Annotated in this window: 12 protein-coding genes and 2 rRNA genes (1 of these 14 cut by a window edge); 8 read left to right on the top strand and 6 right to left on the bottom strand. The window is 58.9% G+C overall.

Annotated elements, in window-relative coordinates:
• The 5 genes from ACA074_RS23530 to ACA074_RS23510 form a co-directional block, all read left to right on the top strand.
• Positions 1 to 562 (top strand): 23S ribosomal RNA (locus ACA074_RS23530); it begins 2,332 nt to the left of the window's first position.
• A 151-nt stretch (positions 563 to 713) separates the two neighbouring features.
• Positions 714 to 829: ribosomal RNA gene (rrf, locus tag ACA074_RS23525) — 5S ribosomal RNA — on the top strand.
• A 148-nt stretch (positions 830 to 977) separates the two neighbouring features.
• Positions 978 to 1,637: a paraquat-inducible protein A gene (locus ACA074_RS23520; protein WP_497677905.1), complete on the top strand. Its 660-nt coding sequence runs from the start codon at positions 978 to 980 to the stop codon at positions 1,635 to 1,637.
• The gene (locus ACA074_RS23515) at positions 1,624 to 2,247 is read left to right on the top strand and encodes a paraquat-inducible protein A (RefSeq protein ID WP_497677904.1); all 624 of its coding nucleotides are present in this window, start codon (positions 1,624 to 1,626) and stop codon (positions 2,245 to 2,247) included. Before ACA074_RS23520 ends, ACA074_RS23515 begins: the two co-directional genes overlap by 14 nt.
• Positions 2,240 to 4,543, top strand: a complete 2,304-nt coding sequence (locus ACA074_RS23510) for a PqiB family protein (RefSeq protein ID WP_497677903.1) — start codon at positions 2,240 to 2,242, stop codon at positions 4,541 to 4,543. The genes ACA074_RS23515 and ACA074_RS23510 overlap by 8 nt, the downstream gene beginning before the upstream one ends.
• A 116-nt stretch (positions 4,544 to 4,659) precedes the next feature.
• Here the strand turns inward: ACA074_RS23510 and mksF are convergent, their stop codons facing one another.
• From mksF to mksB, 3 genes are read right to left on the bottom strand one after another with little or no spacing between them, the layout of a single operon-like run.
• Positions 4,660 to 7,500, bottom strand: a complete 2,841-nt coding sequence (gene mksF / locus ACA074_RS23505; protein WP_401271405.1) for an Mks condensin complex protein MksF — start codon at positions 7,498 to 7,500, stop codon at positions 4,660 to 4,662.
• Positions 7,497 to 8,198, bottom strand: coding sequence for an Mks condensin complex protein MksE (gene mksE, locus ACA074_RS23500; RefSeq protein WP_187681333.1), 702 nt, complete (start codon positions 8,196 to 8,198; stop codon positions 7,497 to 7,499). The genes mksF and mksE overlap by 4 nt, the downstream gene beginning before the upstream one ends.
• Positions 8,188 to 9,465: an Mks condensin complex protein MksB gene (gene mksB / locus ACA074_RS23495; RefSeq protein ID WP_187681332.1), complete on the bottom strand. Its 1,278-nt coding sequence runs from the start codon at positions 9,463 to 9,465 to the stop codon at positions 8,188 to 8,190. Before mksB ends, mksE begins: the two co-directional genes overlap by 11 nt.
• 220 nt (positions 9,466 to 9,685) lie before the next feature.
• On the opposite strand from mksB, the gene ACA074_RS23490 reads away from it, so the two are divergent.
• Positions 9,686 to 10,435 (top strand): energy transducer TonB, encoded by a 750-nt coding sequence (locus ACA074_RS23490; RefSeq protein ID WP_497618297.1) that lies wholly within the window; start codon positions 9,686 to 9,688, stop codon positions 10,433 to 10,435.
• Positions 10,428 to 10,880 (top strand): ribosomal protein S18-alanine N-acetyltransferase, encoded by a 453-nt coding sequence (gene rimI / locus ACA074_RS23485; protein WP_187681331.1) that lies wholly within the window; start codon positions 10,428 to 10,430, stop codon positions 10,878 to 10,880. The genes ACA074_RS23490 and rimI overlap by 8 nt, the downstream gene beginning before the upstream one ends.
• A 125-nt stretch (positions 10,881 to 11,005) precedes the next feature.
• Here the strand turns inward: rimI and ACA074_RS23480 are convergent, their stop codons facing one another.
• Entirely contained in the window at positions 11,006 to 11,413 is a 408-nt protein-coding gene (locus tag ACA074_RS23480; RefSeq protein WP_497677902.1) for a serine kinase/phosphatase, read from the bottom strand.
• Between the two features lie 141 nt (positions 11,414 to 11,554).
• On the opposite strand from ACA074_RS23480, the gene can reads away from it, so the two are divergent.
• Positions 11,555 to 12,199, top strand: coding sequence for a carbonate dehydratase (gene can, locus ACA074_RS23475; protein WP_401271417.1), 645 nt, complete (start codon positions 11,555 to 11,557; stop codon positions 12,197 to 12,199).
• A 21-nt stretch (positions 12,200 to 12,220) separates the two neighbouring features.
• Here the strand turns inward: can and ACA074_RS23470 are convergent, their stop codons facing one another.
• Entirely contained in the window at positions 12,221 to 12,745 is a 525-nt protein-coding gene (locus ACA074_RS23470; RefSeq protein WP_497677901.1) for an SET domain-containing protein-lysine N-methyltransferase, read from the bottom strand.
• A gap of 179 nt (positions 12,746 to 12,924) precedes the next feature.
• On the bottom strand, positions 12,925 to 14,097 hold the full coding sequence (locus ACA074_RS23465) for a hypothetical protein (RefSeq protein ID WP_497677900.1): 1,173 nt from the start codon (positions 14,095 to 14,097) through the stop codon (positions 12,925 to 12,927).
• Positions 14,098 to 14,187: the final 90 nt, after the last annotated feature.

Genomic DNA, 14,187 nt, shown 5'->3' with positions numbered 1-14,187 from the left:
TTGACTGCGAGACAGACACGTCGAGCAGGTACGAAAGTAGGTCTTAGTGATCCGGTGGTTCTGTATGGAAGGGCCATCGCTCAACGGATAAAAGGTACTCCGGGGATAACAGGCTGATACCGCCCAAGAGTTCATATCGACGGCGGTGTTTGGCACCTCGATGTCGGCTCATCACATCCTGGGGCTGAAGCCGGTCCCAAGGGTATGGCTGTTCGCCATTTAAAGTGGTACGCGAGCTGGGTTTAGAACGTCGTGAGACAGTTCGGTCCCTATCTGCCGTGGACGTTTGAGATTTGAGAGGGGCTGCTCCTAGTACGAGAGGACCGGAGTGGACGAACCTCTGGTGTTCCGGTTGTCACGCCAGTGGCATTGCCGGGTAGCTATGTTCGGGAAAGATAACCGCTGAAAGCATCTAAGCGGGAAACTTGCCTCAAGATGAGATCTCACTGGAACCTTGAGTTCCCTGAAGGGCCGTCGAAGACTACGACGTTGATAGGTTGGGTGTGTAAGCGCTGTGAGGCGTTGAGCTAACCAATACTAATTGCCCGTGAGGCTTGACCATATAACACCCAAGCAATTTGCGTCGAAAGGCCAGATTGCGGTGTGTGAAGACGAAACGAACCGAAAGTTCGATGTTCACAAAACACCGACAGCTGTCACATACCCAATTTGCTGAAGCGAGGCCATCAGGTCACGACTCAGTACCCGAATTTCTTGACGACCATAGAGCGTTGGAACCACCTGATCCCATCCCGAACTCAGCAGTGAAACGATGCATCGCCGATGGTAGTGTGGGGTTTCCCCATGTGAGAGTAGGTCATCGTCAAGATTAAATTCCGAAACCCCAATTGCGAAAGCAATTGGGGTTTTGTTTTGCCCGCAGGAAAGTTTTTTGCTTAGCCTGCGAACAAATTTGCACAGTTATTTTCCAATCAGAACACTAGAATAGCCCCACCTTTTTCGGAGCCAGAGCCTTTATGTCAGAGTCGGTTGACGCCCCCGGGCTGTCAGATTTACCGCTGGAAGACTTGGTGGCCTGTCACGAGTGCGACCTGCTGATGCGCAAGCCAAAACTTGCTCACGGTGAGAAGGCCCTCTGTCCACGCTGCGGTTACGAGCTATACGCCCACCGCCATAACGTGGTGCAGCGTAGCCTTGCCCTGGTAATCGCGGCACTGCTGCTCTACGTACCAGCGAACTTTTTACCCATCATGGAGCTCAATCTACTCGGGCAATCGTCGCAGGACACTGTCTGGAGCGGTGTGGTCGGTTTGTTCAACACGGACATGCAAGGTGTATCGATCGTCGTATTCCTGTGCAGCATGGCCATACCGTTAATCAAATTGCTCTGCCAGTTGATCGTATTGCTAACAATCCGCTTCAACATCGGTCGCAGCTACGGTTTGTTGCTCTACCGCATTTACCATCACCTCAAAGATTGGGGAATGCTTGAGGTCTACCTCATGGGCGTACTGGTGGCGATCGTCAAACTGGCGGACATGGCGGCCATTACTGTCGGTCTCGGCCTGGTGTGTTTCATTGCGTTGTTGTTGGTACAGGTCTGGCTGGAAGTGGTGATGTCACCGCATCAGATCTGGCAGGCGTTATCTGGAGAGGATGCTCATGCGGGCGATTGATGCGGGCATTCTGATTTGTACCGAATGCCACGAATTGAACAGGCAGGAAGCGGGCACCGATGAGCAAACCTGCACTCGATGCGGTGCATTGGTTCATGCTCGGCGTCCAAACAGTCTGGCCCGAACCTGGGCTCTGCTGATCACGGCGGCAATTATCTATATTCCGGCCAATGTGTTGCCGATCATGACTGTCAGTTCTTTGGGGCAAGGCGATCCGAGTACCATCATGTCCGGTGTGATCCAGTTGGTGCAGCACGGCATGATTCCAATTGCTGCCGTGGTGTTCATCGCCAGTATTCTGGTGCCGACTTTCAAATTGGTCGGTATCGCCCTGCTGCTGTTTTCGGTGCAACGACGTCAGCCGTTGTCGGCCCGTCAGCGCATCTGGATGTACCGCTTCATCGAGTTCATCGGTCGCTGGTCGATGCTCGATATTTTTGTGATCGCCATTCTGGTGGCGGTCGTCAATTTCGGCCGGCTTGCCAGTGTCGAAGCCAATCTTGGCGCCATCGCTTTCGCCACCGTGGTGATTCTGACGATGCTTGCCGCAGTAACTTTCGATCCCCGACTGATTTGGGATAACACGGAGTCGGACGACGACCATGACTGATTTGCCCGTAGCGAAAACCCGACCGGCCTCGAACTGGTCTGCCATTTGGGTACTGCCTCTGATTGCGCTGATCATCGGCGGTTGGCTCGGCTGGCGTGCCTATTCCGAAACCGGTATCGAGATCCAGGTTCGCTTCGAAAGCGGCGAAGGCATCCAGGCCAACAAGACCGAGGTCATGTACAAAGGCATGTCGGTCGGTAAGGTGAAGGCGCTCAAACTCGACGACGAAGGCAACTCCAAGGGAGTGATTGCCACGGTCGAGATGAACAAGGACGTCGGGCAGTACCTCAAGACAAGCACTCGCTTCTGGCTGGTCAAACCCAGCGTGACCTTGGCGGGTATTACCGGTCTGGAAACCCTGGTGTCCGGTAACTACGTGGCCATCAGCCCCGGCGAAGGCGAGCCTGCGCGCAAGTTCAAGGCGCTGGCTGAAGAGCCGCCGCTCTCCGACGCCAAACCCGGTCTGCACCTGACGATCAAGGCTGATCGCCTCGGTTCGCTGAATCGCGGGAGTCCGGTGTTCTACAAGCAGATCAAGGTTGGCCAGGTGAAAAGCTACCTGCTTTCGGAAGATCAAAGCACGGTCGAACTCAAAGTCTTTATCGAGCCGACCTACGCCAAACTCGTGCGCAAACACACGCGTTTCTGGAACGCCAGCGGCATCAGCATCGATGCCAATCTGTCCGGAGTAAAAGTGCGTAGCGAATCCTTGGCGAGCATTGTTGCCGGCGGTATCGCCTTCGCAACGCCAGAGAACCGCAAGGACAGTCCACCGACAGATCCAAGCCTGCCGTTCCGTCTCTATGAAGACTTCGATGCCGCCGCTGCCGGGATTCGGGTCAAGGTCAAACTCAGCGACTTCGAAGGCCTGCAGGCCGGCCGCACGCCGGTGATGTACAAAGGTATTCAGGTCGGCAACATGAAAGCGCTGAAAGTTGATCCGGATTTGAACAGCGCCACAGCCGAGCTCACCCTTGATCCATTGGCTGAGGACTATCTGGTCGATGGCACTCAGTTCTGGGTGGTCAAACCGTCGATTTCCCTCGCCGGTATCACCGGGTTGGAAGCGCTGGTGAAAGGTAACTACATCGCTGTACGCCCGGGCGACAAAGGTGCGGCACCGAAACGCGAATTCGAGGCCAGGCCAAAAGCGCCGCCGCTGGATCTGCGTTCGCCGGGCCTGCACCTGGTGTTGTTCACCGATGCCCTCGGCTCAATCGATGTGGGTAGCCCGATTCTGTACAAGCAGGTCAAGGTCGGTTCGGTGCAAAGCTACCAGTTCTCCAAGACCAAGAAGCAATTGGTCATCGGTGTGCACATCGATAAGGAATACGAAAACCTCGTCAATGCCTCGACCCGTTTCTGGAATGTCAGCGGTATCACACTGACCGGTGGTTTGACGGGCGGGATTCAAGTGAAGAGCGAGTCATTGCAGACGTTGATGGCCGGCGGTATCGCCTTCGAAACGCCGCTGGCCAAGGCGCCATTGCAGAAGCGCATTCCGCGCTTCCGTCTGTTCGCCAACCATGACGACGCCAATCAAAAGGGCGCCGTGGTGACGATCAAGGTTGATCGCGCCGACGGTTTGCGCAGCGGCACACCGGTTCGTTTCAAAGGCCTGGATGTCGGCAAGATCGAAAGTGTCGACCTGACTGACGATCTGCAATCGGTCATCCTCACCGCGCGTATCACTGAAGTGCCGGAGAAGATTGCCCGGGTTGGCAGTCAGTTCTGGGTGGTCAAGCCGGAGTTGGGTTTGATGAAAACATCGAACCTGGAAACCCTGGTGACCGGGCAATACGTCGAAGTGCAACCGGCGGCAAAAAAAATCGGCCCGCAGAAGAACTTCGTGGCACTGACCAATGCGCCGGAAGTGACCAAGCAAGAGGCGGGTTTGAGTCTGGTATTGAGCGCGGCTCGCCGTGGCTCGCTGAAACCGGGTGTGCCGGTGACTTATCGTGAAATCACTGTGGGCAAGGTCACAGGTTATGAACTGGGTCAGACCGCCGACCGGGTGTTGGTACATATTCTGATCGAGCCGAAGTACGCGCCGTTGGTGCGCAGTGGCAGCCGGTTCTGGAATACCAGCGGTGTAGGCTTCGATATCGGTCTGTTCAATGGTTTGACGGTACGCACGGAGTCGCTTGAGACGGCGATCCAGGGTGGCATTGCCTTCGCTACACCGGATGGCGAGCGCATGGGTAATCCGGCGCGTCCTGAGCAGACGTTCCCGTTGTTCGACAAGTTTGAGGATGAGTGGCTGACTTGGGCGCCGAAGATTTCGCTGGGTAAGTAAGCTTGCGGCGACTGCTCGCGATAGGGCACTAAAAATCAGCACAAACCCCAAGCCATAAAAAAAGGCCGCGATCCAAACAGATCGCGGCCCTTTTTACTGCCTTCAGCTAATGCCGATCAAACCGCATCCATCTGCGGTTCATCCGCTTCAACATTCAGCGTCGCCTTCACCACATCATGGCGACGGATGTACTTCCAGTCCGCCTCGTCAATGTAGATCCCCGCCGGGCCGCTGCCGCCTTCCAGGTCGATGGCGACACTGGCGCAGACCTGCGGCTTCACGCTCGCCAGAATCGGCACAAAGCCCAGTTGCAGGCTGGTTTCCAGCAATGCGGCCTGGTTCTTCTCGTCGATGTCCGCCGCCTCGTCGAGGTAGTACGGCAGGCGTACGCGACCGGCCAGATCGCGATCCATCAAGTGCAGCAACAAGTACATGTTGGTCAGCGCCTTGATGGTCATGGTGGTGCCGTTGGACGCCGCGCCGTCGATGTCGGTGTGAATCACCGGTTGACCGTTGACCTTGGTGATCTCGAAGGCCAGTTCGAACAAGTCCTTGAGGCCGAGCTGGTTGTGGTTTGCCGCCACCAGCCGTGCCAGGTATTCCTTGGCTTCTTCGTTCTTGTTGTCCTGCTCGGCGCTTTGGCTCAGATCGAACACTGACAGTGTTTCGCCTTCTTCGTACTGACCGGCGCTGTGGATGATCTGGTCGATGTGCTTGAGCGCTTCCTTGTTCGGCGCCAGCACAATGCGGAAGCTCTGCAGGTTGGAGACCTGACGCTTGTTGATCTCGCGGTTGAACAGCGCCAGTTGATGCTCGAGGCTGTCGTAGTCGCTGCGGATGTTACGCAAGGTCCGGGCGATGTCGGTGACCGCAGCACGACGGGCCTTGCCCAAGGTCAGGGCTTCGTCGGTACGGTGCGCGTAAGCGTTGATCAGCAGTGACAGACGGCGCTCCATGTCGTCTTCGCTGTCGAACTTGGCCACGCCTTTGAGGCGCACTTGCGCATACAGCGCTTCGATCTGGCCATCGGCGCGCAGCAGGCCCTGCCAACTGTCCTGGTAGTCGTTGAGCAGCGGCAGCAAGTTGTCCATCGAATCGTCGACAGGGTCCATGAACGGCGTACCGAACGGCAGATCCGCCGGCAGCAGTTGGCGGCGGCGCAGAGCGTCGTCGAGGGTGCGTTGCTTGGCTTCCATGTCCGCGATCTGCCGGCCGACCAGTTGCAGCTTGGCCGACAGTTGCTGGACGCGCTCGGTGAACGCATCGCTGGAGCGCTTCAGCTCATCCTGTGCGCCTTCCATTTGTGCCAGTTGTTCGAGCTTGTCGCCTTCTTCGGCGCTCAAGGTCTGGGTGCGACGGAAGTCTTCCAGGGCTTTCTGCGCATCCAGCACCTGCTGGTACAGCGCTTCGGTCTGGGTCTTGCTCGCGGCGCGGTCGGCGGCCACGGCTTGCTGGGTTTTCAGTTGCTTGAGCTCTTTTTCCAGACGCTCTTTCTGATCACGCAGCGCGGCGCGGTCGGCCAGCGCTTGCAGGGCCGGCGGCTCGATGTGCGAGATGTCGATCGACAGGCCCGGCACTTCGAAGCGCTCGCCTTTGAAGCCATCAAGGATCAATTCAACCGATTTGACCCACTCGCCATCCTCGTCGAGGGTGATGCCGTGTTCGCCCAGCGGCAGACTGAACAGCGCGCTGTTGAACAGACGCATCAAACGCTCGACGTCCTGTTGCGAGAACTCTTCGCGCAGGCGCGCATAGCTGTTGTTGTCGGCGTGATCGAGTTGCTGCTTCACCGACTTCAGGCGTTTTTCCAGATCGCGCAGACGCTCTTCCAGATCTTCGGCGCTGAACTGACGGGATTGCGCCAAGGCGCCGGCCAGTTCGTCGTGGGCGTCTTTGGCCGCCAGCAGTTGCTGCTCCAGCACTTTGACGTCGTCGACCAGCGCGAAACGGTTTTTCAGTACCGACAGCTCGCCGAGCCAGCGCTGGATACCGGAGATTTCCCGCTCCAGACGCATCAGTTCCTGAGTGCCGCCACGCTGATTGTTTTGCAGAGCGTCCTGCTCGCCACGGTAGTGGTCGGCCTGAATGGTCAGCTCTTCTTTGCGCGCACTGGCGTAGTCCGACCAGGTGCCGAGCAACGAGTCGAGCAAAGGCGACAGGCGATGCAGTTTGCCGCGCAGCACGTCGCGTTGTTTCACGCCGTTGGCCAAGGCTTCAACCAATGGGCCAGCGGCAACCAGCGAGTTGTAGTCCTGTTCCATACGACGCACGTCGCGGAACGCTTCTTCGCACGCGGCGATGTAGTCGACGCTGCCGGAACGCAGGCTGTGTTCGAAGGCATCGAGGAACAGCTGCTTGAGTTTGGCCGCAGTGATTTCGCGCATGTGCAGCAGGTTGATGAACAGCGCGCGGAAGGTCTTCAGGCTCTGCTCGCTGGTGGAACGCAGCGGGATCAGGGTCAGATCCAGCGGGATCGATGTGTGACCGCCGACCAGCAAACGACGCAGTTCGTCAGGTTTGAGCTCGTAGGCTTTCAGGCCTTCGCGCTCAAGGTTGCTGAACAGCTCTTTCTGACGCAGGCAGGTGTCGTTTTTCTGGTAATGAGCCAGATCGAGTTTGCCCGCGTAGGCGAAGAACTGGTGACCGAAACCGCCGCCCGGGCCGCGACCGACCACGCCGATCACGTGCGGGCCGTGGGGCAGGTTCACTTCAACCAGGATGTAGCTGGTGTCGGAAGCGAAGTAGAAACGCCGCGATTGTTCCAGGCTGTACTTGCCGAAACTCATGTCCGACATGCGCGCCAGAATCGGGAACTGCAAGGCGTTGATCGACGCCGATTTACCGAGGTTGTTCGCGCCGTAAACCGACAGTGGTTCTTCGAGCGGAAACAGGCCGAGGCTGTAACCGGCGGTGTTCAAAAGGGCAAAGCGGCGGATGCCGTAGCGTTCCTGGCTCATGCGTCGGACTCCTGTTCTTCGGCAATGGCGCGGGCCAGTGCGTCTTCTTCGCTTTCTTCATCAAATTCGGAAAGATCGAGCGGATCGTCGGTTTCGAGGAATTTCGCCTCGGCGGCTTCGTCGATCAGCACTGGCGCCGGCAGCGGCAGAACGCTGTGGACGCTGGCGGCCAGATCGCGGTCTTGCTGCACCGACAGGCACACGTCGAGGAAGCGATGCATTGGCGGCAAGAAGCGATAGACGCCGTTCTCTTCGCCGGCGAAGCCGAGCTGGGTCATGCGGCGCATGATTTTTTCTTCCAGCTCTTCAACCGTCTGCACTTCGGCCTGAATAAACAGGTCGCGGTACTTCTCCAGCAACGACGGCAGTTCTTCGCGGCCGAGGCTGCCGCCGTCGAGCACGGCGATCGGGTCGCGGCCCTGGTCGGCCAGATGCTCGACGAGGATGAAGGTGAACAGCGCCAGACGCTGGGCAGTCTTGTTCACCGCCGCCGCGGCCATGTCCGGCACGAAGTAGTAGAAACCACGGGTGTCGCAGACCAGTTCAAAACCCAAGGCCTTGAACAGCGTGCGGTACTGATCCTGGAAGTTCGAAAGTTGTGTGTACAGCTCCGGGTCGCGGCGGCTGACGTGGTAGCCCTTGAACAGTTCGCGGAAGATCGGCGCCAGTTGGGACAGTTCGGAGAGATCAAGATGCATTGGGGATGCTCGCAGAATCCTCGGCGGCGGTGTCGCGGGCCGAGAGCAGGGCGAAGGAGCGCAGGCTGACCTGGTGCTCGTGAGTGTGGTATTCGCGGCGTTCCAGACGCTCGCGCTTGAAGCGTTTTTCCCGCGACAGGCGCGAGAACCAGTAGAGCAATTCGTCGGTCGCGCCGTCCGGTTCCTGCTCCAGCAGCCAGGTCATCAAGTCCGGCATCGGCAGGGATTCTTCGCAACGATCGACCATCTCGCGCACGGTGCGCGGCGCACGTGGGGCCTCGCCCTTGTGAGTCTTGTGCGCCTTGGGGAAGCGCGCCGGTTTCGGCTCGAATCGCGCCAAAGCGTAAACGTAGGCTTCAACCTGACTGGCGCTGCCGAGGAAGGTGCTTTGTGGCCGGGTGAACAGCGGCATCGCGGCTTGTGGCACGGCGTCGATGCCTTTGCGGCGGATCGCCGCCAGGGCCAGCGCGGCGCCACGGGTCACGGCGTTGTGCCGACGGGCTTCTTCACGCAGCGGCAGCAGCAGTTCGCGGGCGTGACGCAGGGTCAACTGGGCGCTGGTCTGCATTTCGAGAATGCGCGCGTGGGTGCGCAGCAGCATGTCGTCATCGACCAGATGGCCGAGGCGCTGCTGTTCGCTGAGCATTTTCAGCAGCACGGTTTCGACTTTGCGCACGCCTTGTTCGAAGGCGCCGTCGGCGTTCACCAGATCGATCATCGGCTCGACGTATTCGTCCCAGGTCGCCAACACTTCGGCGTAACGCTGACGCAACGGAATCTGCCGGTCGCTGGTCTTGGCCCGTTCAGCCACTGCCACCAGCGCCTGTTCGTCGTTGTCGAGCTTCTTCAATACGTCGCGCACGCGCATATCGAGAAGACGCAACTGACGGGCGAGGTCGTTGCCGTCGCGGATGTCGAACGCGTCCTGGATGTAACCGGCCAGACGTTCGAGGTGGCGCAGATAGGCTTCGATTTCCAGGCACAGGCCCAGACGGTGCTCACGGCGCAGGTAGGCGAGGAAGTCGTGGATCTGCGCGTTCAGCTCGAAACGGTTCGGGCTTTTCGCCACGGGCACCAGGATATCGAGGCGAATCCACACGTCGAGCAGGCTGGTGATGTCCTGCGGCGTGCTGTCCAGTTGTTGGGCGGCCAGTTGCGTGCGCAGTTCGTTGAGGCTCAAGGTGCCTTGGTCGAAGTGCTCGCACAGTGGCTCCAGAAGTGCCCAGTGTTCAGCGAGGGCGCGCAAGACGCGCTTGGGTTCGATCATCGGAATGGCCGGCTGGTTGGCGATTAAAAGCCGCGATTGTACTGCATCACGAAGGATGCGATTCACTCTCGGGACGGGCTGTCGCTTTTGTTTAGGTCAAGACTATCGATCAACAGCGGGCGATCTTTAGCGAAGGGCGGTAGAATCAGCGCACTTTCAGTTATCCACAAGTGGCCGACCCTTGCTTATCGAGTCCCGCCGCCGCGCCTATTTGAACGCCATGCAGGTGGTCAATTGGCTGCCGCGCACCGAATTGCCCTTCGCCGCCCCGTCGCGGCCCGAGCTGCTGGACATGCCCGAGCCTGAGGTTGAGGTGCCGGTGGTGCTGGCTCCGCAGGCCGAAGCTCCGGTGCAAGCGGCTGCAGCGCGTCCGGTCGAGCGGGCGAAGATCGAAGTGCCGCGCCCCTCGCTGGCGAGCACCCGCACCGGCGCCAAACCGGTGGAAGAAGTCGACGACACACCGGTGGTCGCCAAACCAGCCCCTGTGCCGCCACCGCGTTTCGCCCTGCAATTGCTGCGTGCCGGGCGTTGTCTGCTGCTGGTGGAGTTACCCACAGGCGAACCCTTCCAGAGTCGCGACCCCGCTTATCTGCTGCTCAAAGACATGCTGCGCGCCGCCGGTCTGCCGGATGCACCGCAGATCGTCGGCGAACCAGTGCGTTGGCCGTGGCTCAATCGCGGCACGATGGATCAAGGCCCGGACGCGGCGCGCGACTTTGTGCAGGGTTTCCTTTCTGTGCAGATGGAAGCCGCGCCTTGTGCCTGCCTGTGGCTGATCGGCCTGCCGGCAGTGCGTTTTGCCGGTGAGGCGGACGCCGAAGCGTTCAATCGTGAATTGCAGATCGAAGGCCTGGGCTCGGCCTGGGCCCTCCCGGGTCTGGAATTATTAATGGAAGAGCCGCAGCGCAAAGCCGCTGTGTGGCAAGCCATGCGTCGGCTGATGGCGCGCTGGAAAGAATCGAATGAGTGAAGCTGTATCGTTCCGCCCGATGACCGAGGCGGATCTGGACACCGTGCTGAAGATTGAATACGCGGCGTACAGCCATCCATGGACTCGCGGGATTTTTCTCGATGGCTTGGGCAAGTACCAGATCTGGCTGATGTTCGAAGGTCAGCAGCAAGTCGGCCACGGCGTGGTGCAGATCATTCTCGATGAGGCGCATCTGCTCAATATCACGGTGAAACCGGAGAATCAGGGGCGTGGGCTGGGGCTGACGTTGCTGGAGCATTTGATGTCGCGGGCCTATGCCGCCGAGGCTCGCGAGTGTTTTCTCGAAGTGCGCGACAGCAATACCGCGGCGTTCAAGTTGTATGAGCGTTATGGCTTCAACGAGATTGGCCGGCGTCGGGATTACTATCCGGCGGTGGGTGGGCGTGAAGATGCGGTGGTCATGGCCTGCACCCTGGTTGATTAATCCTTAAAAGCATCGCGGGCAAGCCCGCTCCCACAGGTTTTAGTGTCGTATTCATAATTTGAGTACGATTCAGATCCCTGTGGGAGCGGGCTTGCCCGCGAAGGCGTCCTTTCAGGCAACACAAATCAGCGGTTGCCATCAATCGGATCGCGCCGCGCCAGTTCCGCCTCATCAAAGCCGTTACCGCCGCCGATGTCATCTTCATCGACCACGCTCAAATCCCAATCCGCCGGATGGTTTTCACCCGCTTCTGCGGCATCCCGGGCACCATCTTCATGAATCAGCGTTTCCGGGCTCATATCGTCGTCGGTCGGCTCATGGTCGCTGACTGATGCTCCCGTCATGCCCGCCTCATGCACACGTTCCTCTGGCATCAGCTGTTCGCGCTCACGCTCGGGCAATTCATCGCCAATTTTTGCGCTGGGCTGTTCGTCTTCGTCGAAGTCCAGTTCGCGCATCGAACCCATGCGGTCTTCGTTATCATCGATGGGCTCCGGTTGCACCGCATCGTAAGGGCGTCGTGAATCAGTCATGGCAATTCCTCATACTGTGGGCCTTACTTGGGTGGACACACCCGGCACGCGAGAATTCCAATCAAAACACTTGCGATCCTTTCGTGACCCCGACGGACGGTTGTCTGTCAAAGCTGCGCATCTTTCTTGAGGCCTTACAGCATGCATGACTTACAAGACCTGATTGATAACAACGAGCGTTGGGCTGACGCGATCACCAAGGAAGACCCGGATTTCTTCGCCAAACTCGCTCGCCAGCAAACCCCCGAATATCTATGGATCGGCTGCTCCGACGCGCGGGTGCCGGCCAACGAAATCGTCGGCATGCTGCCGGGTGATCTGTTCGTTCACCGCAACGTCGCCAACGTGGTCCTGCACACCGACCTCAACTGCCTGTCGGTGATCCAGTACGCCGTCGATGTGCTCAAGGTCAAACACATCCTGGTCACCGGCCACTACGGCTGTGGCGGTGTGCGGGCGTCGATGCAGGATCGTCAGTTCGGCCTGATCGACGGCTGGCTGCGTTCGATCCGCGATCTGTACTACGAAAAACGTGAAGAGCTGGCCAAGCTGCCAACCGAAGAAGAACAGGTCGACCGACTGTGCGAGCTCAACGTCGTCCAGCAAGTGGCCAACGTCGCCCACACCAGCATCATCCAGAACGCCTGGCATCGCGGGCAGAGCCTGTCGATTCACGGTTGCATCTATGGCATCAAGGACGGTCGCTGGAAAAGCCTGAACACGACCATCAGCGGTTTCGAACAGTTGCCGCCGCAATACCGTTTGCGTCCGGTCGGTGAGTTGTAACCCGGATTTTTCAGGGGCTGTTCAACGTGAGCATTGCCGGGGCCAGCGCTGCAGAAAGTACTGGCCCTCAATGCTCGGTGGTTCGTTGTAACCGGTGATCCACCCTCGGCAACGCGAAGACCCGCAACCGCAGGCAAACTGGCGCAGCAGTTTGTCTTCGGTGGCGGCGTAATCCATGGTCAGACGCTCGCCCCTGTGGATATCTTTCAACGCCCACAGCCATAGTTCGCTCATGTCGAGAAACACATTTGGGTCGCAGGCGTGTTCGAGCAATCCGCAGAAGCGCGGATCGTAGATATGAATGCCGGTCAGCAATTGTCGGGTCTGTCGACAGCGATAGGGCAGCAATTGCCCCGAGACCCGGCACATCCGGCTGGTATGCAGAAACTCACGGCGCGCGGCAACCGCCACAGGGTTGCCGTGTTGATCGTGGATGACTTCGAAGTCGGCGCTGGATGGAAACCCGAGGCGCACCGGCAGTCCGGCGAAGGGGTAGATGCCTTCGGTATCGCGTGGAGCGGATCCAGCAACGGCATGGGTATTCATAACAATCCTTGTCGCAAGGGGCTGCGACTTCCTTGGTTGACGTCCTGTCAACACGGTGACACGTTTCTTTGGATCCAATCTATTCGTATAGGTATAGCCGGTCTACTGTCAGATCTGACAGTCGAGATAGACGCTTTCCCGCGTCAGTCATGACTGACACAGGAATCACGTCTGCTCGATTACAGATGTGGAGCGGGAACCGCAGCGGCTGGCAGCGGGGCTTTGAGCTGTTGCAGTTGCGCCTTGATCGGCGTGGTCGTGCACTTGGCAGCGGCCTCTTCCGGCTTCAGGTTGCGGATCGAGGTGTAGAACAGTTCGCAGGTTTTGACCTTTTGCGTCACCTGCCAGGTCTGGGTGCAGCTGTTGAGCGTGGCTTGCGGATCACTTCCCGGTTTGCTGCCCATCCCGGCCTGCCAGCAGGCGGCGCTCAAATCCTGCCCCATCACTTTCAAACCAGCAGCATCGGCTTTGGCCTGCGCATCGTCGCCGGTGTAGCTCTTGGGGTCGGCGGCGTACCAGATGTAACTCGGGTGGTTCGAACCGAGCACCGGCACGTTCACGCCTGTGCTCGGGCTGATGGTCGCCAGGCCCAGAACATTCACGGTCGGCCCGTATTGCTGCTTGATCCAGTTCCGCACGGGGGCGCCGAAAGCCACCATCGGCAGCGTCGTGCCCTTGGCGGTCTGGGTGAACTGTTTGACCAGTGTGGTCTGGTAGTCCTTGAAGTAGTCATAGACGCCTTCCAGATCGCTGCCGGCGTTGGACGGCGCGGCAATCGGGGCGATGTCGATGATGGTCTGGTAAGCAGGTGTCTGATCGGCAGGGATGCCATTGACCGTCAACAGCGTTGCCCAGCGGTCGGTGGTGTTCGAACGCAGATAATCCTGAGCCTGAGTCAGTGAGTAATCCGGCGGGAAGTGCAACAGCTCGACGCTTTTGCGATTTTCCAGGGCCATGCCCAGTGGCAGGAACAGATACCAGCTATAGGCCCATTTGCCGTCGGCATTGAGTTTGCTCGCGCCGGTATAAGCCAGATCGCCGGCATCGAGCAGGGCGGACAGCGGTTTGTCGTACCCCTCAGGCACGCCGCTGATTTCGGCGTAAATCTGGCCGTTATCGTTCTTCACCAGCACCTTGGCATCGGTGTAACCATCGCGCTGCACGCTCTGGCTCAGATAATGGGCGACGGTCTGCTCCAGCGACCAATTGCGAAAGCAGATCACGCTGCAATTGTTGGGATAGGCGAAGAGGCGGGTGACGCGCTCGGTGCTGCCCAGTTTCAGGTCGACATCGGCGTGGGCGGCCGCGCTCAGTGTGAGCGCGGCGAGGGTAAGTCCTGCGAATTTGAACATGCTCAGATCCTTTTCAGCGTGGTTTCCCCCGATTGTTGGGGCGCTTCATATTGGATCAGCGCTGTGACACAGAGAAGCCATCATTCGCAG

Source organism: Pseudomonas sp. LBUM1655 (genome assembly GCF_059716085.1).
The sequence above is the reverse complement of the archived record's forward strand: the minus strand, read 5'-3'. Positions and strand labels throughout refer to the sequence as shown.

What these genes read in the sequence shown, in the direction of transcription:
- ACA074_RS23515 (WP_497677904.1), top strand. Translation starts at nt 1,624, where the DNA reads ATGCGGGCGATTGATGCGGGCATTCTGATTTGTACCGAATGCCACGAA.
- ACA074_RS23510 (WP_497677903.1), top strand. Translation starts at nt 2,240, where the DNA reads ATGACTGATTTGCCCGTAGCGAAAACCCGACCGGCCTCGAACTGGTCT.
- ACA074_RS23470 (WP_497677901.1), bottom strand. Translation starts at nt 12,745, where the DNA reads ATGAATACCCATGCCGTTGCTGGATCCGCTCCACGCGATACCGAAGGC.
- rimI (WP_187681331.1), top strand. Translation starts at nt 10,428, where the DNA reads ATGAGTGAAGCTGTATCGTTCCGCCCGATGACCGAGGCGGATCTGGAC.
- can (WP_401271417.1), top strand. Translation starts at nt 11,555, where the DNA reads ATGCATGACTTACAAGACCTGATTGATAACAACGAGCGTTGGGCTGAC.
- mksF (WP_401271405.1), bottom strand. Translation starts at nt 7,500, where the DNA reads ATGAGCCAGGAACGCTACGGCATCCGCCGCTTTGCCCTTTTGAACACC.
- ACA074_RS23490 (WP_497618297.1), top strand. Translation starts at nt 9,686, where the DNA reads ATGCAGGTGGTCAATTGGCTGCCGCGCACCGAATTGCCCTTCGCCGCC.
- mksE (WP_187681333.1), bottom strand. Translation starts at nt 8,198, where the DNA reads ATGCATCTTGATCTCTCCGAACTGTCCCAACTGGCGCCGATCTTCCGC.
- ACA074_RS23465 (WP_497677900.1), bottom strand. Translation starts at nt 14,097, where the DNA reads ATGTTCAAATTCGCAGGACTTACCCTCGCCGCGCTCACACTGAGCGCG.
- mksB (WP_187681332.1), bottom strand. Translation starts at nt 9,465, where the DNA reads ATGATCGAACCCAAGCGCGTCTTGCGCGCCCTCGCTGAACACTGGGCA.
- ACA074_RS23480 (WP_497677902.1), bottom strand. Translation starts at nt 11,413, where the DNA reads ATGACTGATTCACGACGCCCTTACGATGCGGTGCAACCGGAGCCCATC.
- ACA074_RS23520 (WP_497677905.1), top strand. Translation starts at nt 978, where the DNA reads ATGTCAGAGTCGGTTGACGCCCCCGGGCTGTCAGATTTACCGCTGGAA.